The organism is Nostoc sp. S13 (assembly GCF_029379315.1).
In the GTDB taxonomy this organism is placed as follows: Bacteria; Cyanobacteriota; Cyanobacteriia; order Cyanobacteriales; family Nostocaceae; genus Nostoc.
The window spans coordinates 1-20,321 of the sequence record NZ_JAQYWQ010000077.1; the positions used below are offsets into that span (position 1 = coordinate 1).

At 42.5% G+C, this 20,321-nt stretch carries 20 protein-coding genes and 1 pseudogene; 8 read left to right on the forward strand and 13 right to left on the reverse strand.

The genetic code is table 11. From position 1 onward, the window contains the following. Positions 1–123: 123 nt before the first annotated feature. Positions 124–600 (forward strand): NAD(P)H-quinone oxidoreductase subunit N, encoded by a 477-nt coding sequence (locus PUQ00_RS21425; protein ID WP_300420490.1) that lies wholly within the window; start codon positions 124–126, stop codon positions 598–600. Between the two features lie 101 nt (positions 601–701). On the opposite strand, the gene PUQ00_RS21430 is transcribed toward PUQ00_RS21425, so the two are convergent. Continuing rightward, the gene (locus PUQ00_RS21430) at positions 702–1,169 is read right to left on the reverse strand and encodes a GNAT family N-acetyltransferase (RefSeq protein ID WP_300420493.1); all 468 of its coding nucleotides are present in this window, start codon (positions 1,167–1,169) and stop codon (positions 702–704) included. Between the two features lie 307 nt (positions 1,170–1,476). Between PUQ00_RS21430 and PUQ00_RS21435 the strand changes: the two genes are divergently transcribed. Further along, complete coding sequence (locus PUQ00_RS21435) at positions 1,477–2,007, forward strand: hypothetical protein (protein ID WP_300420495.1); 531 nt, start codon at positions 1,477–1,479, stop codon at positions 2,005–2,007. Positions 2,008–2,035: 28 nt separating this feature from the next. On the opposite strand, the gene PUQ00_RS21440 is transcribed toward PUQ00_RS21435, so the two are convergent. After that, the gene (locus tag PUQ00_RS21440) at positions 2,036–2,863 is read right to left on the reverse strand and encodes an ABC transporter permease (RefSeq protein ID WP_300420498.1); all 828 of its coding nucleotides are present in this window, start codon (positions 2,861–2,863) and stop codon (positions 2,036–2,038) included. A gap of 591 nt (positions 2,864–3,454) precedes the next feature. Between PUQ00_RS21440 and PUQ00_RS21445 the strand changes: the two genes are divergently transcribed. Then, positions 3,455–3,994 (forward strand): DUF3172 domain-containing protein, encoded by a 540-nt coding sequence (locus tag PUQ00_RS21445; protein ID WP_300420500.1) that lies wholly within the window; start codon positions 3,455–3,457, stop codon positions 3,992–3,994. Here the strand turns inward: PUQ00_RS21445 and PUQ00_RS21450 are convergent. Together PUQ00_RS21450 and PUQ00_RS21455 are read right to left on the reverse strand one after the other, a co-directional pair. Next, a complete protein-coding gene (locus PUQ00_RS21450; RefSeq protein WP_300420503.1) occupies positions 3,942–4,067 on the reverse strand; it encodes a hypothetical protein in 126 nt (41 codons plus the stop codon). The two genes, PUQ00_RS21445 and PUQ00_RS21450, sit on opposite strands and share 53 nt — an antisense overlap. Positions 4,068–4,110: 43 nt before the next feature. Then, entirely contained in the window at positions 4,111–4,875 is a 765-nt protein-coding gene (locus PUQ00_RS21455) for a DeoR/GlpR family DNA-binding transcription regulator (RefSeq protein ID WP_300420506.1), read from the reverse strand. Positions 4,876–5,179: 304 nt separating this feature from the next. Between PUQ00_RS21455 and PUQ00_RS21460 the strand changes: the two genes are divergently transcribed. Then, entirely contained in the window at positions 5,180–7,099 is a 1,920-nt protein-coding gene (locus tag PUQ00_RS21460) for a transketolase C-terminal domain-containing protein (RefSeq protein WP_300420508.1), read from the forward strand. A gap of 314 nt (positions 7,100–7,413) precedes the next feature. Here the strand turns inward: PUQ00_RS21460 and PUQ00_RS21465 are convergent, their stop codons facing one another. The 8 genes and pseudogenes from PUQ00_RS21465 to PUQ00_RS21500 form a co-directional block, all read right to left on the reverse strand. Further along, positions 7,414–8,259, reverse strand: coding sequence for an AMIN domain-containing protein (locus PUQ00_RS21465; RefSeq protein ID WP_300420511.1), 846 nt, complete (start codon positions 8,257–8,259; stop codon positions 7,414–7,416). A gap of 113 nt (positions 8,260–8,372) precedes the next feature. Further along, positions 8,373–8,882, reverse strand: coding sequence for a hypothetical protein (locus PUQ00_RS21470; RefSeq protein WP_300420514.1), 510 nt, complete (start codon positions 8,880–8,882; stop codon positions 8,373–8,375). A 4-nt stretch (positions 8,883–8,886) separates the two neighbouring features. Beyond that, positions 8,887–11,073 carry a cation:proton antiporter gene (locus PUQ00_RS21475; protein WP_300420516.1) on the reverse strand — a complete coding sequence of 729 codons (2,187 nt, stop codon included), beginning with the start codon at positions 11,071–11,073 and terminating at the stop codon, positions 8,887–8,889. Between the two features lie 508 nt (positions 11,074–11,581). Further along, positions 11,582–11,896, reverse strand: coding sequence for a cation:proton antiporter (locus PUQ00_RS21480; RefSeq protein ID WP_300420519.1), 315 nt, complete (start codon positions 11,894–11,896; stop codon positions 11,582–11,584). Between the two features lie 38 nt (positions 11,897–11,934). Further along, positions 11,935–12,333 (reverse strand): annotated as a pseudogene (locus PUQ00_RS21485) (cation:proton antiporter). Positions 12,334–12,403: 70 nt separating this feature from the next. Further along, positions 12,404–13,405 (reverse strand): magnesium/cobalt transporter CorA, encoded by a 1,002-nt coding sequence (gene corA / locus PUQ00_RS21490; protein WP_300420522.1) that lies wholly within the window; start codon positions 13,403–13,405, stop codon positions 12,404–12,406. 313 nt (positions 13,406–13,718) lie between these two features. Continuing rightward, positions 13,719–14,153, reverse strand: coding sequence for a hypothetical protein (locus PUQ00_RS21495; RefSeq protein ID WP_300420524.1), 435 nt, complete (start codon positions 14,151–14,153; stop codon positions 13,719–13,721). A 194-nt stretch (positions 14,154–14,347) separates the two neighbouring features. Next, entirely contained in the window at positions 14,348–15,073 is a 726-nt protein-coding gene (locus PUQ00_RS21500) for a GDSL-type esterase/lipase family protein (protein WP_300420527.1), read from the reverse strand. A gap of 80 nt (positions 15,074–15,153) precedes the next feature. Between PUQ00_RS21500 and PUQ00_RS21505 the strand changes: the two genes are divergently transcribed. The 3 genes from PUQ00_RS21505 to PUQ00_RS21515 all read left to right on the forward strand — a co-directional run bounded on the left by PUQ00_RS21505 (position 15,154) and on the right by PUQ00_RS21515 (position 18,421). After that, complete coding sequence (locus PUQ00_RS21505) at positions 15,154–15,405, forward strand: hypothetical protein (RefSeq protein WP_300420529.1); 252 nt, start codon at positions 15,154–15,156, stop codon at positions 15,403–15,405. Positions 15,406–15,759: 354 nt separating this feature from the next. Next, positions 15,760–17,325 (forward strand): NACHT domain protein, encoded by a 1,566-nt coding sequence (locus PUQ00_RS21510; protein WP_300420531.1) that lies wholly within the window; start codon positions 15,760–15,762, stop codon positions 17,323–17,325. A 1-nt stretch (position 17,326) separates the two neighbouring features. Then, positions 17,327–18,421, forward strand: a complete 1,095-nt coding sequence (locus PUQ00_RS21515) for a hypothetical protein (RefSeq protein ID WP_300420534.1) — start codon at positions 17,327–17,329, stop codon at positions 18,419–18,421. Between the two features lie 14 nt (positions 18,422–18,435). On the opposite strand, the gene PUQ00_RS21520 is transcribed toward PUQ00_RS21515, so the two are convergent. Beyond that, positions 18,436–18,999: a Uma2 family endonuclease gene (locus tag PUQ00_RS21520; protein ID WP_300420537.1), complete on the reverse strand. Its 564-nt coding sequence runs from the start codon at positions 18,997–18,999 to the stop codon at positions 18,436–18,438. 45 nt (positions 19,000–19,044) lie between these two features. Here PUQ00_RS21520 and PUQ00_RS21525 point away from each other — a divergent pair, with 45 nt between their 5' ends. Further along, positions 19,045–20,280: an ATP-binding protein gene (locus tag PUQ00_RS21525; protein WP_300420539.1), complete on the forward strand. Its 1,236-nt coding sequence runs from the start codon at positions 19,045–19,047 to the stop codon at positions 20,278–20,280. The last annotated feature ends 41 nt before the right edge of the window (positions 20,281–20,321 follow it).

The window sequence follows — 20,321 nt, forward strand, 5'->3', positions numbered from 1 at the left end:
GCCCAATGCCCAATGCCCAATGCCCAATGCCCAATGCCCAATGCCCAATGCCCAAAAAAATGCTTTAATCTATCGGTTCAGGGTAAATAATAGAGATATCTAAGTGGGATAAAACGAAAATCTATGGCACTAATTACCACTGGCAACGGTTTAATCCGCGATCTGGAAAAATTTGGCGCTCTTGGGGTGTATGTACCTCTGGAAGGGGGTTATGAAGGTCGATATCAGCGCCGATTACGGGCCGCTGGCTATACTACCCTTCACATTACGGCTAAAGGACTAGGCGACGTAGCTGCCTATCTCACAAGAGTTCATGGAATCAGACCTCCTCATCTTGGGAAAAAAAGTACTGGTAGTGGTGCGGCAGTAGGTTATGTATACTATGTGCCACCAATTATCGGTTCTCACTTAGAACAGTTACCACCAAAGTCAAAGGGGCTGGTCTTGTGGATTATTGAAGGGCATATTCTTTCCAATGAGGAACTTGAGTATTTAGCGAATTTGCCTCAGCTAGAGCCACGAGTAAGAGTAGTCATTGAGAGAGGAGGCGATCGCGCCTTCCGTTGGACTTCTCTAGAAAAGACTTTGTTAGCTAGCTAACACTTATAAAAGTTAGGAGTGAGAAGTGAGGAGCGAGGAGTTTTAAATTTTTAACTCCTAACTCCTGCACAGACGCGATTAATCGCGTCTCTACTCCTAACTCATAACTCTCTCAGCATTTCAATAATGCTGAGTCGAAAACCACAAGATGCAAATAAACGCCGTGAAGCCTCGTTAGCAACTGCTGTATCTAGACGAATTTGCTTGATGCCCATCTGATGAAAGCGTTCAACACTTAGCATTACCATCTGCCGTGCAATTCCGTTTTGATGATATTCCGGCTCAACCCAGATATCATGAATAAAAGCAAATTCCTCTAACCGATAAATTGGTATTTCTCGCTCAACTGTTGCTACCAGAAAAGCTACAAGTTGACCTTCATTTTCTGATACTAGAAATACACTGCGATCGCTAGTTGCCAAACGCGTCAACCATCGTTCATAACGCTGTTCTGGATGCGCCAGAAAACCATACTTGGCGGAATCCCAAGACTCATGCAAAGCACAAATTTTGGCAACCATTGGTAAAACTGCGGGTACGTCAGTTGTTGTGGCGGGGCGGATCAGCATAAGCTCTGAAGCAGAAAAAGCAGAAAGAAGAAAGAATGCCTTGCAGTAAGATATTGCTTTTTATCGGAAATTAAAGGGTTTAAGATCCCTACGTCTACACTTAGCATTGTTTTCAGTCAGGCGAAGAGTCACCGAATGTAAATGTCTTTAATCCATGAATTTTTAATGCGTCAATTGTTAACCACTTACCCAGCCAGATTATCGTTTTGTTGACCTTGAGCGAGATAAACTTTAGAAAACTTTGTTTCTAGCATTGAGGAAGGGCTGGCTTTGTTAGAACAGCGTCATGTCTAGGTAGATGTCTAAAATGGTTATAAGGTTTAGAGACTATAGCAAACGACTTTCTGATTTTGAGGAAGAAATTTTAGTACGTTGTCCCCAATGCGATTCCTACGGCGGGCTGCGCCTACGCACTGCCAAGATATTGACTGTAAACTCTAAGCAATCAAGTCTGGGTTCAATTAAAAGGATTACCTGTCAGCATTGTAGCTATACAAAACAACTGTCAAATGCTGCCAAAGGAAAACCTGCACTGTTATTGTGGCAAAACAATTACATAGCTCAAAGAAATTCCCGCTATGGAATATTAGACAATTTTTTTGGCTTGCCCTTGTGGCTACAAACCTCTTGTTACGGTCAGGTGCTTTGGGCGTATAATGAAGCACATTTAAATTTCCTAGAAAGCTATGTTCAATCAAGGTTGCGAGAACGTTTGCCAGATGACATATTAGGCTGGCACAATGGCAGTCTTGCCAGTCGCCTACCCCGATGGATCAAGCTGATGCAGCATCGGGAAAAAGTTTTACAGAAAATTCAACAGTTAAAGCACAGGTTGTAATCAAGGCTTTAACTAATTACGAATTACTTTAATCTTGTTGGTGAGCAAACTTATAACCACCCCACAGAGAAAGAGCGATCGCGCTCACCAGCAAAATCGGTATGCTATACCAAGGAAACTGGGACAAGGGTAAATGGGCAGCTGCACGCAATCCAATGCTGGCGTAGGTCAAGGGCAACAGGTAAACTACGACTTTGAGGGCAACTGGTAATGTAGCAGGGTCAAAGAAGGTCGCTCCTAAGAATGACATGGGGATAATTATAAAATTGTTGTAGAGTCCGACTGATTCTAGCGATCGCACACTCAACCCCACAATTACCCCTAACCCAGCAAATACCGAACAATTCAGCACCACCAACAGTAGAAATAGTGGGTTGAGAAAATTCCAGTTTCCAGTCAACAGCAGCGCTACCAAAATCACGGAACCTGATGTCATCAACCCCCGCACGACTCCCGCCAACATTTTACCGATGTGCAACGCTAAGGGGTGTATGGGAGTTAACAACAATTCCTCGAAGGTTTTGGTAAATAATCTGTCTCCACAAATTGAAAATGTCGTTCCACCAAAGCTAATCGTCATCGACGATAGCGCCACCATCCCTGGTAAGATGAATTCTAAATAGTTATTATAGTTACCACTAATTCCTGAGCCTGGTTTGATGGAACTACCCAAACCGAAGCCAAAAGCTAAAATATATATCAGTGGAGAGATTAAGCCTGATGCAGCAACTTGTACAATTCTCACACGTAAATCTAACCAATCTCCCCAAAAAATAGTCAGGCTATCAGCTAGGAGGATTTGAAGTTGCGAAGTTTTTAACCTCTTGCCCGAAAATAACGCTCTTTTAAATGTCATGTGCTTTCAATTACTTATCAAAATTTCATTAAATGTTAATTTACATTGTTTGACACATGGATTAATAGGGGTAAAAAAATATCTCATCCTAAAAATTGAAAAATAACAACAAAAAGTAGATAATCTAAGCATTCTGAGGGGATTAATTGTGAAAGTTCAATTAAGAATATCTGAGAACAATCAAAAAGATGGTATAATCCATAAATACAACCCATAAGTAACTAACAAGTCAAGCAGCAAAAAGGTCATAACTAATAACAATTGGTTAATGAGCAAATAAATAAAAAATACTCCCCAATTATTCCAGATAAAACAATACGCGACTAATAAGGCTAGGCATAAATTCAGCTATCATTTCAGTTACCCAGACAAGTTGCTCAGAGTAACTGGTTAAATATAGGCAAGCTTTCGCCAGAATGTACTATGTTAAAATTCTGTTTAGATTCTAGATAAGTTGCTATTTTTCTTATTTCAACAAGAATATCCCAGAGAAAGTCACAGGCAATTACAGTCAAGACTAGGCATACTGAAAAGAGGGAGAAAACTTTAGACGACTCCCTCCCAAGTCGGCGTGAAGGTGATTAAACAACAATGAGACGTAAACCCACTGGTAAATCGACTACTACTTCTAAACCCTCTATTTTCCAATCCCCAATGTTTAACCTCTTCACCATCGCAATTATGGGAGGGGTGTTGATTTTGGGAATTGGGATTGGCATTGCTTTTAGTTCTACAACCACGTTGGCCCCATCAAATGTGGCTTCCCGTGAATTTATTGACACCAAAGCACCAAATCCTGAAATTTGCGTGCAGTACGGAGCCAGCGCAATGGTGATGGACGCTAGACTGTTCGTCACTCTCAACCCTTTCAATGTTTATGTTGCCCAGCCCAGTATGCGTCCTGGATGCGTGATCCGACAAAATAACTGGGCGCTTTTAGAGCAACGTAAGTTGGTGACATCTGATCAGGTAAATGAATGCAAAAATCGCCTGAACACCTTTGGCTTCACAGGTAACTTAGACAGTGACAAACCTGATATTAGGTGCATATATCAGAATGAAGCGGCTCAAAACTTCTTTACGGCTCAACCAGGAGCAGTTGGAACACCTCAAGAAACGGACAGATTTTAGATTTGGGAATTGGGCATTGGGCATTGGGCATTGGGCATGGGGCATGGGGCATGGGGCATGGGGCATTGGGCATTAGTTATTCTTTCTTTCCCTGCTCCTCCTGCTCCTTCTGCTCCTTATTCGTACTCATCACGTATAATAGTTAAACCTAAAGCTTTGTAAGCACTCAGCATATTATTAGATACTGTAGGTGCAGTTACTAAGTAAGTCAGGGCACGAATGGACTCCACTAGATAAGGAGCAGCCGTGTCCAATTTTTCTGCTGTTACTAATCCTACTACCTCAGCCGATCCAGCAATCATAGCTCGTTTAACATGGGCTTCGTCTAGGTTAGGTACACTAATTCCAATCTCTGGATGCAAACTGCAAACCCCCAACAGGCATAAATCTGCACGAATCATCCGTAATGTCTCAATCGTGACAGTACCCACGTTTACCAAGGCTTTTTTGTAGAGTTGTCCACCTAACATCACAACCTCTATATAGGGATGTTCTGCTAAGGCAACGGCGATTGGCGGACTATTTGTGATTACTGTCGCTCGCAAATCTAGGGGCAAATGACGGGTTACTTGGAGAGTTGTCGTACCTCCATCTAAAATTACCACCTGTCCTGTACAAACTAATTTTGCTGCTGTCCGAGCGATCGCTTCCTTTTCTTTTGGCGCTTGCTTTTGGCGATCGGCATAACTGGCGGTGGCTGGAGATTTCAGGAGTGCTCCCCCATGAACGCGTTGCAATAGTCCGGTTTCTGCCAGTTCTCGCAAGTCCCGGCGAATCGTATCCTCAGAAACTTTGAGAACAGCACTAAGTTCTGTCGAAAGTACCTTTTTATCACGACGCAGAATTTCTAAAATGAATTGTCGTCGTTCAGCAGTTAGCATAATTAATTTTCCTGAAATTGCGTTTTTGGACTTGAAATTGCACGTTTGTGAGTTTATACTTATTGATATGCAAGTCTCTGTACGGTAATCCGTAACTTCAATTGAATTCAAGCACATTCATGCACAATTGCATGTATTGATTTTGGCATTTGATGAAACTACATGGTTCCACAATGGTTCCGAGTGGTTGACTTTAGCTCAGGAAATGCTTGGATAATTGTTGCCCAATCTGGGTTTTAACAATTTTTTTAGTGCGGTGATGCGTGCCGTCTGTTCAAATTGCTTTTTATTCAATCAAGAAACCATGACTATTACGAATTCCCAATTTCCAATTGATCTCGGTGCTTACAAACCTTTAGCGCTCAATCCCGCAAATTCCAGCCTCACCGCTGAACAACGAGATACTCTCAAAGCGAATATTCAACTCTGCCGAGATGCGATCGTCTTTTTTACAGCGACTGGCGCTGCTAGTGGAGTGGGTGGTCATACTGGTGGGCCATACGATACAGTGCCGGAGGTGATGATCCTTGATGCCTTTTTCCGGGGAGCATCGGAGCAATTTGTGCAGATTTTCTTTGATGAAGCAGGACATCGAGTTGCCACTCAATATCTGATGGCAACATTGCATGGTGATTTACCTGCCGAGCAACTTTTACGTTATCGGCAAGCACATTCCAATTTACCGGGACACCCGGAACTAAAACTAACTCCTGGTGTAAAATTTAGTTCTGGGCGCTTGGGTCATATTTGGCCTTACATCAATGGTGTGGCAATGGCGAATCCAGGCAAGGCTGTTTTCTGTCTCGGTTCTGATGGCTCACAGCAGGAAGGTAACGATGCTGAAGCTGCTCGCTTGGCTGTTGCTCAACATCTCAACGTTAAACTGATCATTGATGACAATGATGTCACGATCGCTGGACATCCTTCTAAATATTTACCTGGTTTCAGTGTCGCCAAAACCTTAGAAGGTCACGGCTTGAAGGTACTTCAGGGAAACGGGGAAGATTTAGACGATTTATACCATCGCCTGAGCGAAGCTGTGAATACTCCTGGAGCGATCGCTCTGATCAATAAACGCCCGATGTGTCCTGGTATTGAAGGTTTAGAAGGTTCAATTCATGGCCATGATGTAATTCCTCTAGATTTAGCAGTTAAGTATCTAGAATCTCGCGGACAAACTGCGGCTGTCGAATACCTTAAAAGTATTGAGAAACCCAAACAAACATATACGTTTCTGGGTTCCAGTGACAAATGGGGCGCTAACCGTAGTGTGTTTGGTGAATCCGTGGTGGGTGTCCTCAGTCGCATGAGTGAAGTGGAGCGTAAAGAAAAAGTCAAAGTTATTGATAGCGACCTAGAAGGCTCCTGCGGTTTGAAGATAATTCATGAAACATACCCAGAAATATTTATTTCTTCCGGCATTATGGAACGGAGCAACTTCTCTGCTATGGCCGGATTCGGGATGGACAAGGGCAAGCAAGGTATTTTTGCGACCTTCAGCGCCTTCTTAGAAATGTGTATCTCAGAAATCACGATGGCACGGCTGAACTATTCCAATGTTCTGTGTCATTTTTCCCATGCGGGTATAGATGACATGGCAGATAACAGCTGCCACTTTGGTTTGAACAATATGTTTGCCGATAATGGCTTGGATGATGGCTACCCAACACAGTTGTACTTCCCGGCAGATAATAATCAAATGACAGCTTGTGTAGAAGCTGTGTTCTTTGAGCCGGGACTGCGGTTTATTTTCTCCACCCGTTCCAAAGTGCCCAATATTCAGGACAGCAACGGCAATGATTTCTTTGGAAGTGATTACAAATTTGTTCCTGGTAAAGATGAGGTTATACGAGAAGGGACGCAAGGCTACATTATCAGTTTTGGCGATGCTCTCTACCGTGCCGTTGATGCTGTAGAGCGTCTTAAGCAAGAAGGGTTAGACGTTGGTTTGATTAGCAAAACAACTTTAAACACCATTGATGAAGAAATAATTACCAAAGTTGGTAATGCTCCTTTTGTGCTTGTAGTAGAACCCTTCAACCGTCGCACTGGCTTAGGCAGCCGTTTCGGCTCTTGGCTACTAGAGCGGGGGTTGACTCCCAAATATGCCCATCTTGGAACTTATAAAGAAGGTTGCGGCGGTTTGTGGGAACAGTACCCATATCAAGGTATCGATCCAGTCGGCATCATCAACAAGGTAAAAGAATTAATTGGAGGAAGGTAATATTATTTTGCTTTCATCAAGCTACATATAGCGGTTCTCAGTTGAGTCTAATACAGACCTAACCCCTAGCCCCTTCCCTTGTAGGGAAGGGGAGTAAGATTCAATAGACTTATCCACAAATAAACCTCAAAATAGCTGAAACCCTTACATAGCTGGCTTTTTAGCTTATATAAAACAGGAACCTCTAAAACCCTCTCCAGAGCTAGGTTTCAGCCAAATAAAGTTCTCATTTCCGGATAAGTCTAATGGACATGGCGCATAGCGGATGGGGCATTGATTCGATTTTCCATACCCAATCCCCAATGCCCCATGCCCTATTTGAATTGGGTTTTGGGTAAAGGTTGACCAAACTCGATCACCTGGGGATCGGGAACATTGGGGACTGTTGGAACTGGAAAGTCAGACCTAACCAAAGGAGGAACGCTATTCAAATTACCTGATTGATTTGGGAAAGTAGCAGGGGGAAGAATTGAATCAGTTTGTTGAGAGGGTGTATTCGGAGTTAGGGGAGGTACAGTCACAAAAGGCTGTCCTGAGTTAGTAGTAATTGTTGAAGGCAGTTCATTGGATGGAGGCGGAACTGTGAGTAAGGGCGGTTGTGCATTAGTAGTGGTTACAGGTAGGTTACTAGGCAGCTGTGATTTATAGGGTGTTTGAGGCTGTTTTTTGGGTGAAGATGGGGAATTTTCTGGTTTCACGGCAGTAGTTTTACCAGAAATAACCGGACGTAACACCCAGCGAGTCGAGTTTTTTCGGGAAACGGGTTGCAGTTGTACTTGTTTGGGATTAAAAACAGTCCCTGGTGCTAAATCTAGGACAATGCGTGTGGCGTTTGCGTTCAGTTGAGAAACGCGAATGCTTTTGATTGCTCCAGAATAATTTTGTTGGGTGGTAACTTTGCCTAACTTAGTATTCGGTAAATCTACAACCAGACGAGAGGGTTGGGCCAGGTAGAAATAACGGGGGGTTGTGCCTGCGGAGAGGGTGATTTCAAGTTGCTGTGTTTTGGGGGAAAAACGCCAATTATCTAGCAATGCCACTGGTGTAGCGGCAGTGCTGCAAGTTTCGAGGGCGATCGCTGCATAAAAGCCAAGTAAGCTGAAGCTAAACAGCTGCTTGCACTGTTGGAAAAATTGCCTAGTCTCTAGTCTCTGATTCATTCTTTTTATCTGCTCCATAAAACCCATACAATGCTGAACATTGCTGTTTACTTCGCCCTTTGAATTGCTATCCCCACTCCCTACTCCCTACTCCCTACTCCCCACTCCCCAATTCAATGATTGTTAGACTTCTGAGATTTTTCCTCAACTTTTTGTGGCACAGCCGTAAATTTTAGAGTTTGGGGAATGCCAATAACGGTTAATTGCCCTGTCATACTACCTTTGTCTACAAGTTGCATTTGAATTGTGACTGAGTTTAGAGGATCATTTTGGGGGCGAGGAATATTACAAAGGATTGATCTGCCAACTTTTCCAGATAAATTTAATTGTTGATTTCTGAAGATGCCTGTGAGCGAGTGCTTTTCGTCAATATCGGCGTTGGCCATCGCTGGTAATACAGAGGCATTTAAGTAAATACCCGATTGCTCAATGTTTAAAATTAGGGTATCCGATTTTTCACAGTTCGGCAAATTTTCCGCTAAGGTTAGACGATACCGGCCGTTAACTGGAGGAGGAGCCTTGAGATTGTTTTCCCCATAAACGCTGACAGTTTTAAACAACAGTAGCACTGAAATTATTGCTACTCCGTAAAAACCTAGAGATTTGAAGTTGAAATGATTCATAATCTCAACTCCTCAATGTTGACTCTTGACTATTAACCTCAGTAAGTACGGAAGCCAGATGAGCGCTGACTTGACTGTAGCGGCGGGTAATCAGCAGGGAGGAGCAACATTGGATAGCTAGTTGATCTGTATATCTTCCCAAGGTTTGACGCTCGATACCCCAAGTGCGGCTGGTACCAGCAATTGTCAAGTCTACACTTTTTGAGGCTTCCACTACAGCTTGGATTGGCTCTGGAGCTTGGACAATTTTAATTTCTATGCGATCGCGTACACTACTCGGTAATTGCTTGATCATCGTGTCCAGTTCATAACTCAATTCATCCTTGAGGCGATTTTGCGGTAAAATCTGTAATACCTGCAACATACAAGTTTCATGATTGATTAGCAATCTCAGAGCCAGTATAAGGGCCAAATCATCATGGATATTTGCAGAATAAGGCACTAACAAGCTTTCTAAGCGATCGCTTCCCCGATCTACAAATACTGCGACATCCACTGGTGCAGTGGTGAGAAGTTGACCGACTCTTCCACCTAAGCGATTGCTACTAAAAGCTGGGCGATGCCATCCCACGAGAATTAAATCAACTTGTTTGAGTGTGGCAATCTGTACTGTTTCCTGTGCAACATTGCTGGATATGCGAACGATGGGATGCACATGAGAGCGTGTTTCTATTGGTTCGAGAGTTTTAATCAATTCTTCTAGCTGCTGGCGGCGCTGGGCGATTAATCGGTCTGCTTCAACTGGCGTACTTTCAAAGGCATAATCTTCTTCAAATTCAATCAGGCTAAGAGGGTTAACAACGGCGGGATGTCGGTAGTTGAGAGCGATGCTTACTGCCAACTGTACCAAACCTTTTTGGCTACTCGGATTAGCCACTGGCACTAAAATTCGGTAGGGACGAACGTAAGTTTCACTTCCAGCAGTGGCATCTGTATCTGCTGCCGACTCGGATTCCACGACATCTAATCTGATCAATTTCTTCGGATATGTCCATTCCAGTAGTGGCGAGGTCATGAATGTAGTCACCAATGCCATAATTACCAGCATGGTAAATATTAAGGGGGAAATTACCCCTAACTCTAGACCAATGTTTAGCACTATCAGTTCGGTCAAGCCGCGAGTATTCATTAACCAACCGAGTGCCGAGGCTTCTCGTTTACTAATACCACTGACACGGGCTGCTACATAAGTGCCAATATATTTGCCTGCGATCGCTACTCCTAAAACCAACGCACATAAAAGCCACAATTCGGGACGGTTGAGCAAGCCAATCTGCGTTTTTAAACCACTGTAGGCAAAAAATATTGGCAGCAAGAAAATCAGGACAAAATCTTCCGTTTTTACTGCCAATTCTCGCACTAAATCTTCATTTTTGGGCATGGCTGCACCCAGTAAAAATGCCCCAAAAATTAAGTGAATACCAATTAATTCGGTGATTAGTGCCGACGCAACTACTGCCATATAAATCCCAGCTAGTAGCAATTGGCTGAGGCGTCCTGCCCGCAGGTAGTGTTTGGCAAGGCGTTGGAGGAACCAACGACCGACAGTTAACATCAAGCCGATGTAGATTATGCTGGTAAGAATTGTGGGTATAGCACCAGCAAAGTCGCCAGTTCGAGCCACAGCGATCGCTACTGCCAAGAGACACCAAGCTGTCACATCATCCACCGCTGCACAAGTTAACGCCAATGTTCCTAAACGCGTTCCTTGTAAATTGTTTTCAGTAATGATTCGCGCCAACACTGGAAAGGCAGTAATCGACATCGCCGCCCCCAAAAACAAAGCAAAGGCGGTAAAAGATACACTAGCGTTGGAAACTAGGGGATAAAGTAGTACCGCTAGCAATGTTCCTAAGGAAAACGGGATCAAAATGCTGACATGAGAAGTTAAAACTGCTACTTCTAATTGTCCGCTCAGATATTTGGGATTTAGTTCTAGCCCAATCAGAAACATGAAAAATATTAATCCCACCTGAGACAAAACATTTAGAAAAGGAAAAGTTTCTGGGGGAAATAAGGTAACTGCTAGATGGGGAGCAACTAAACCAAATAATGATGGGCCGAGCATAATCCCGGCGACAATCTCACCAATTACTAGAGGTTGCTTAATAGAACGGAATCCTAGCCCTACTAGCCTTGAAAGTCCAATAACAATCAGCACCTCAACCAGAACGAGAATAACTATGTGCATGGTTTCCTCAAAATTAACTATCTGGTTTCTCTAAGATGATTCTTTAAAAGACTCAAAAATGTCAAGTTTTTTAGATACAGCCAAGGTTAATTTGTGCTTTGCTGTCATGTCAATTATTATTACGATGCAATTGCAGCCGTGAAACATGAATTCTGATGACTTTAGTAGCTCAATCTAGAAGAACGCCGAATTAACGGTAGCAAGAAAATTAGATAATAGGTCAATACAGTTAAGTTAAACATTTCTTTCTTCTGTTCCTTTACGTCCTTCTCTATGAGATGCTACGCGTAGCTTGCTTCTCCGTAGGAGTATGAAGTAGCCTACGGCAAGCGAATAAAGTTGGAGTAATTATACCTTGTTCAAGACCAATAATTGAGAATGATTAACTCCATCAAACCACGGGCATTCATCAGAGCGCCGATAGTTGCTGATTCACGCCAATTTTCCCCTGCCAGTTTTGTAGCCAACATACAAGTAATATCTTTGCCAAGAATTGCGATCGCAATAATTAACTAGGGGTGTTTACCAATCCAATTTGAGTGTTCAGTCCAGAGAAGACAAAAAATATTGGTAACAAAAAAGAAGTAGTTAAAAACTCCGTATATTGGCGAATTTGCCCAGCGAACTCCCCGCGTTGTGTCACTGCTCCTAGCACAAAAGCACCGAATATTGCATAGATGCCTGTAATATCGGTAAACCATGCACAAAACATCAAAATTATCAATATTAAAATCAGGGTTTGTCTGTTGACACCTGCATCGCGTTTTGTCATGCGTGTGAACGCTCTCAGTAGAAGTTGTCCGATAAAAATCGCAAATAGCACGTAGCAAATGCCACCACCAATTGCTAATATGGCAATGCTTAGGAGTTTTTCACGCTAGCAAGCACGATCGCCACCAAACACCAAGCAACTGCATCATCTATTGATGCTGCACTATAAGCCAAAGTACCGAAGCGGGTTTGTGCAAGACCGCGTTCGTAAAGAATGCGAGCTAACATCGCAAAAGCCCTAATTGTCATCGATGCATCTAGATACAAAGCGGCTAACCAAGGCATAACTTTTGGTTAAAAGAAATCGCCATTGTGATAAAACCAAAAAGAGGCGATCGCTCCTAAAATAAAGGAATTAATAATCCCGGCAGCAGATAACAAACTTGCACTTTTGATATGATGTTTTAAGAGTTTGGTATTGAACTCTAGACCAATTAAAAACATATAAATTACCAACCCAATCTGGCTAATAGCAGATAAATTGGACATTGATGGGTTGGGAATTTTGTCTCCTACAGCAGTTAAAATCGGAAGCTTCAAAAACAACTATTGCTATTTATCATTTAAGTTTTAGCCAGCCCTTGCGGTAGAAGTAAAACAGCATACAGCCAGCAATACTCAACATAATCAGCCAAAGGAGAGGGTATCCCCAATGCCACTCCAACTCAGGCATGAATTTAAAGTTCATCCCATAGACACCAACAATAAATGTCAGGGGTAAAAAGATTGTTGAAAATACAGTCAGGAAACGCATATTCTCATTCATGTGGTTGCTCATTGAGGAGAGATAAACCTCCATTAAGCTAGAAGCAAGCTCCCGATAAGTCTCTACCATATCGACCACCTGCACTGCGTGGTTATAACAATCGCGCAAGCAGACGCGCACCTCATTCCCAATCAGATCTGAATCTTCTCGCATCAGCCGATCAATAGCATCGCGCTGAGGCCAAATTGCTCGCCGTAGCATGAGCAACTCGCGTTTCATCTCGTAGATTCTCTCTAGGGTGTGGCGATTAGGAGAAAGGACGACCTCATGTTCAAGTTCTTCGAGTCGTTCGCCATAGTCTTCTAGCACTGGGAAAAAACCAGAAATCATCACATCAATTAGACAGTAAAGTAGGTAATCTGCTCCTTGTTTACGGATAGCCCCTTTGTCACGACAGATGCGATCGCGTAATGGATTAAAGCAAGTATCGTGGTCAAACCCTTCCTGAATTGTGAGTACATAGTTTGATCCTAAGACAAGGCTTACCTGCTGACGGTCAAAGCCCTTACCCTGATCATCAGCTTTGACCATGCGGCAAATTATTAATAGCTGGTCATCATAATCCTCAAATCTAGGACGCTGAGGCACGTTCATGATATCTTCGAGGAGTGAACGATGAAGGTTAAACTTTTCTCCAAATTGTTGTAGGATATCTTCGCGCCCCAACCCCTGTATATTGACCCAACTCACCGATTCTGCCGTTAGATAAGGCATACATTCCTCTGGTGTATTGGGTCTGTGGCGAACCGCTTCTTCCGACTGACTGTACTTAATCAGCCCAATCTCTGTCGTCAATGAGCATGTTAATGGGCGATTCTGCGTCCTCAGTAATCTTGAGGGGTTCGGATGAACCAACCGATTGACTATAGCCATAGCTGTTTAAGTAATTCTTTTTCTTTATTATTTCTTAACTTAGGTATTACTCACTACTTTATTTTTTTAAATCTATTTATCGTAAATAAAAGGGCTTAAGACCCCTACGTCTACAGGTCGCGCGGAGTCGGAGCCACTTTACCTGCGATCAGTTTCAGTCGTGGTTTAAATCCACGTCTGAAAATGCCTTTAATTTTGAATTTTGAATTGTTAATCAGGTTCCTTCTTTGCTTTTTCATAACCACTCCCCACCCCGGAAACGCCAACGGGGAAAGATAATTCGCATCAGACTTTGTGAACTAATAAAAACTGCTAGCCACACGATGCTATAGTGCAATAAAAAAATTGCTAACGGTAGTTCTTCTTTAGGTAAAGGTATTGGTAAAAAACCAAATAGTTTTACTCCACAGAACACAAATATTAATTCCCATATACCAGCTAAGAGTTGATAGGCTGCGGGCCAATCCCTGTCCCATCGGGATTTTTGCAGATAGTTATAAAGCACATCCCAACCTAAGCCAAAAACGGCGAGATAACCAAGTATCCAAAAATAAACCGAGTTAGCACTAAAACCAATCCAACCAATTAAAAAGGGCAAAGATACGAGTACGCCCACAGTTGCAAGTAATAATAATCGAGTTTGCCAACGACCAAATAAAGTTAATGTCATAAGAGTGCTGAGTACATACGCGATTAATCGCGTCTGTGCAGGAGTTAGGAGTAATGAAGAATAGAGAAATTAGAATTTTTATAAATAAATTTTGACTCGTTTTCATTGAAAATTCAGCAAGATTGTGGTGCTTTTGCGAGGATGGGAAATACCAGAATATCGGCTAATCCCAAAGCACCAACACATCTATATTATTACGATCGCTTAAGGTGGTAATCAAATTTAGAATGGTAAGTTGCAATAGCATTCCAATTGATCACATCTTCTAACAAAGCTTGATAACCTAGTGTATTGGGATGAAGTCCATCTTCACTCAAACGTTTGAGCCGCCAACTTTCACCGCGTTCCATCCATTGCTCAAAAATATCCAAATAAGGAATCTGCCGTTTAGTGCAAGCAATTCGAGTTGCTTCTTTGTAGCGGTACTGGTCGGCATAATTATAGTAAAAACAATCTAAAAATGGCATCTTGGCTTCATCCACTGGCACCATGCCCACAAATAACACAGGACATAGTTGCTGTGCTAAATCTAGCAGAGAAGCAATTTCTTTTTCAAACAATGTAAAATCTGTATAACTTCGCCCATCGGGACGCGCCAACCGTGCTGAGTCATTCACGCCTACTGATAAAATAATCAAGTCGGGAACACGATTTCGCAGTTCACCCCGGTGGCGAAATTCAACTTCTAGCCTTTGTGCTACTTGTTGCGTGCGATCGCCTCTTACCCCTAAATTATAAAGAACATGACCAGCACTATCCGGCAACATCCACCATCGCCGTAGTTGCTCAATCCAGCCTCCTTTTTCCGGATCACCGAATCCATAAATTAAGCTATCCCCCAGTGCGACAATCTTCATAGGCTGAAAGTGATTTGGTAGTACAGACACCTGCATTGAGGAAGAAGCTAGAAATGTGTGCATTTAACAACTATATTTTATATTTTTACAAGATTCTATACATTTCTATACCATAGATAGCTATCTTTAGTTTGCAAGTATATATGGGGTTTGTACTTGTTAATATTGCCGCAGTTGAGCTTCTGAAGGTGAACGTTGAGCCTTTGAGGGTGAAGGTTGAGCTTCTGAGGGTGAACGTTGAGCTTCTGAGGGTGAATGTTGAGCCTTTGAGGGTAAATGTTGAGCTTCTGAGGGTGAATGTTGAGCTTCTGAGGGTAAATGTTGCAGCTTTGATGCTGAAAATTGCGCCTTTGAGCTTGAAAGTTGCACCTTTGATGCTGAAAGTTGCGGTTTAAAAGCTCAAGTTGGGAGTTTGGTACTGAAAATATCTATGCGATGTTTAAGACCGGCTACGCCTACGCACCATGTTTCATTTTATTTTAGGTATAGGTGAGTGCTTATACTGCGCTAAATAAGTCTGAGAATCGAACCGCAGAGGCACAGAGGACGCTGAGGAAGAGAGAAGAGGGAGCGTTAGCGTAGCTTATCGTACTTTTACTCTTAAGCAAGCTACGCGTCGCGTTCCATTGGCGCAACCTCTCGTAGAGAAGCAAAGGTATCGCTATTATATAACTGTATATTTGCTTAATTTTAGCATCTGTCGTTAAGATAGCTTATAGGTGTAAAAGTTATATCTACTACTAGCAAAGATGAATATTGACCCTGTAGTTAATGCACTTAAGAGTATTGCTAAACCTGTGGCTTCTCTAGTTATTAATCAAGCTCAACGCAATGAAACTGTAGTTAGAACCTTAAAACAATTCAATTTTGACCCGGTACAACCACCTAAAGATGTTGATGGTGTTTATGTTTATTCTTTAATTGAGTATGGTGTGGATAAGCAGGAAGTACTGCTGAATCTTTTTCGAGAAAGAGAAATTAAAAATGCTTTTTGGAGTGCTTATACTTCAAAGAATCCCTTGGGTTTCTACAAGGAAGTAGAAAAGTTTTTGCAGGGGAAGGATTCAGAATTTGATATCCGATTGATGAAAATTGAACTGCGATCAGAGTTAGAGGAGTTTGGAGAAATATTTATTAAGGTTGCCAAAAAAAGCAAATCGAAAGACTTTGAGCGTTTCCCGGAATGGAATTTAGACGAGTATCCAACAGAATTTAAGTCATTAATTCAAGAAAAAAGTCGCTCGGTTTGTGGTCGTGAGTTTGTTTTTGACGCACTTAAGCAATTTTGCAATAAAAATCGCAGTGGTTATTTTACAGTAGTGGGTGATGCGGGGATGGGGAAGAGTACCATTGCTGCTAAATACGTCTGGGAGAATAAATCACCATGCTATTTTAATATTCGCTCCGATGGTCGCAATCGACCGGAGCTATTTCTTGAAAGTATTCGCAAACAATTAATTAAGCGTTACCAGTTGCAGAATGCCCAGAAGGCTAATTTAGCAGATTTACTAGAACAGGTTAGCAAAAAACTACCTGCTAATGAACATCTAGTAATTGTGGTTGATGCGCTGGATGAAGTCGAACAAGAAACAGGGGGGAATCTTTTAGATTTACCGCCGTCGCTTCCTGAAGGTGTTTATTTTCTGCTGACTAGACGACCATATACCATAGATAAAAAACGCTTGTCTGCACCAGATGTCCCGGTAGAGGAGCTAGATTTAAGCGCAACTAAGTATGTTGATTTGAGTCGTGAAGACATTAAGAAGTATATTCGGTTCTTTTTAAATGACGATGAAGACTATAAGAAGGCACTTAGACAATGGATTCAAGACCGCAAAATTGATGAGAATGACTTTGTTGAGCAAATAGCAACTAAGAGTGAAAATAATTTCATGTACCTGCGTTATCTTTTGCCAGGAGTTGTTAAAGGTGACTATAAAGACCTGAGTTTAACGCAATTACCCGATGGTCTTCAGGATTATTATCAAGTTCATTGGGGACGTATGGGGATGGATGCAAAGCCCCAAGAAGTAAAAGTATTTATCCTGTTTATTTTAGTGGAGATTGGCACACCAATTACTTGTGAGATGATAGGGGCTATTGCCGAACAAGAGGAATATGATGTGCAATCAGTTTTAGAAGAGTGGGTTGAATATTTGAAGAAGCAGGATATAAAAGGAGAAATCTGCCACAGCATCTATCATGCAAGTTTTTTGGACTTCTTGAAAACAAAAGGCGTTTTGGGTTCCAAACGGAAGCTATTTCAAGAGGTTAATCAACGCATTGCGGACTACCTTAGCAGGGAAATGGCGTGAAATGGGAGAATTTGCTGACAAGTTAGCGAAACGAAGTCCTGCTTTTCAACGTGCTTACTTGGGTAGTTTAGCGCCAAGCTTGGTGAAGTCGGGGAATTTAGAGAAGTATTACAAAACCCTGACTGATTTTGATTTCATCACTGCCAAGATTAACCATCCTGAGTTTGGGGTACAGCCGCTAATTGAAGATTATGATTTGATTGATCATAGGGAGATGTCTAATAACTCAGAATACAACTTTAAAAAAGGCACAAGTCTGAAATTGATTCAAGGTGCATTGAGACTGTCAGCGCATATTTTAGTCGCTGATAAGCGGCAATTAGCGAGTCAATGGCACGGACGGTTACTAAATCAGAAAATGCCAGAGGAAATTCAGGCATTATTGGCACAAATAAAGCAAAGGACAACTACCCCTTGGCTGTGTCCCTTGACCCCTAGCTTAACCCCACCAGGAGGACGCTTACTCCGCACCCTCAATGGTCATAGTGACTCGGTAAATGCCGTCGCCGTCACCCCCAATGGGCAACAGGTGATTTCTGCTTCCTTTGACAACACCCTGAAAGTCTGGAATCTGGCAACAGGGGAGGAACAATTCACCCTCAATGGTCATAGTAACTCGGTAAATGCCGTCGCCGTCACCCCCAATGGGCAACAGGTGATTTCTGCTTCCTTTGACAACACCCTGAAAGTCTGGAATCTGGCAACAGGGGAGGAACAATTCACCCTCAATGGTCATAGTAACTCGGTAAATGCCGTCGCCGTCACCCCCAATGGGCAACAGGTGATTTCTGCTTCCTTTGACAACACCCTGAAAGTCTGGAATCTGGCAACAGGGGAGGAACAATTCACCCTCAATGGTCATAGTAACTCGGTAAATGCCGTCGCCGTCACCCCCAATGGGCAACAGGTGATTTCTGCCTCTGATGACAACACCCTGAAAGTCTGGAATCTGGCAACTGAGAAGGTCATTGCCACCTTCACAGGGGACAGTTCCATTTATTGCTGTGCAGTTGCACCAGACGGCATGACAATTGTGGCAGGAGATGCTTCAGGTAGGGTGCATTTTTTGCGTCTTCAAGGGATGAGAGAGGAATGAGGAGAGAAGTAATTTTATCTGCCAAAGATTTCATTGACGGTAATGTTTACACCAGAGAAACCTGGAATTGATAAAGTTTGACCGCTAGTGAACTTTTGCATCAGCTGATATCCTGCGGCTGTTGGCTGTTGATAAACTTCCACAATTTGCTCGTTAATATCTACTAACCAAACTTCAATTATGTTTGCTTGTGCATATAAAGGAATTTTCTCTTCCCGGTCATACATTACAGTCGAATCAGATACTTCAATTAGTAAAAAAATATCCTGGGGTTGGGGGTGTGCAGTGGCGTAGAAATCATCACGGGGCTTAAGTAATGCCACATCTGGCTGAGGTTCTGAGTTATCGTTCAGTTCCACAGGGTCTTGAATAGCAATGAGAACTCTATCCCATAACTTCTGAGACAAGAGTTTGTTTAACCGTTTCACACAAGCAGCGTGTTTTGTCCCAATCGGCGACATCTCAATAATCTCTCCCCGAATCAATTCCACTCGGTCATCTTCTGTGAGAATCCCCGAATCAACCATCTTATGATATTGCTCAACTGTGAATTTCCGTCTTAGCAATTGTACAGACATCGCCACCTCCACTGTTGCCTTATCTTTTAATTATTGTCCAAAATTATGAATTCACAACCCAAACCACCCACTGCAATCAATTCCAGAGGACATCCAACGGAGTTTGAGCAAATCATTCAAGAAAAAAGCCAGAATTTTGTCGGTCGTGAATTTGTCTTCACGGCTATTAACAACTTTCTCCACCCCCATAACCAGGGTTACTTCACCATCATTGGCGCACCCGGTAGCGGTAAAAGTGCCATCCTCGCCAAATATGTGACAAACAATCCTCAAGTTATTTATTACAATGCCGAACTTGAGGGTAAAAATCGTGCTGACGAATTTCTCATAAATATCTGCACGCAACTGATTAATCAATACTCGCTTAATTACACCTCCCTCCCTGATAACGCCACAGAAGGAAGTTGGTTTTTCTCTAATCTTCTCCAGCAAATCAGTGATGAGTTAGAACCTCATCAAAAACTGATAATTGCCATTGATGCGTTGAATTGGATTGACCCTAACAGCCAACCACCTGGTACAAATCTGTTTTATCTCCCCCGCTATCTCCCGGATGGGGTCTATTTCCTCCTCACTCGTAGACCTTTTTTGCGGGAGAAATCGGGTTTATTAATTGAAACGCCGTCGCAAAGTCTTGATTTAGCAGATTATCCAGAACAAAATTGGCAAGATATTCAAGCATATATTCAAAATTACCTAACCCCCCTAACCCCCCTTCCCTACGAGGGAAGGGGGGGACAAGATTACTCCCCTCCCCTTGTAGGGGAGGGGTTGGGGGAGAGGTCAAATCTTAAATCTTGGCTGAGTAATCACCAGATTAATGAGCAAGAATTCTGCGTAGATGCGGAGCAGCTTGCCGTTAGGCATCGCCTCACCACTTTAAGCGAAAATAATTTCATGTATCTCAGTCAGGTAATAAGTGCGATGTCTGCGACGGGCTACGCCTACACAGAAAATTTCTACCCAGAACCTTTCGAGTCCAATCAACTCCCGCCTGGTTTAGAAGCATATTATCAGCAGCATTTACACAAAATGATTCCACTCGAACAAGGTACGGAACATAGCACAGATGTGTTAAATGTCTTAATACAGCAGCGAAAAGTAATATCAGTGGCAGCGATCGCTCGTATTATTGATAATGATGAGTATGAAGTTGAGGAAGTGCTAGAAAATTGGCTGGAGTTTTTACAGCAACAACGAATCGCTTCAGAAACCCATTACAGTCTCTATCATTCCAACTTTCGAGACTGGCTAGGTAGACAAGCATTTAAAACCCTCTAAAAAATTTCCCTAACCCTCTCCATTAACAGAGAAGATTAGGG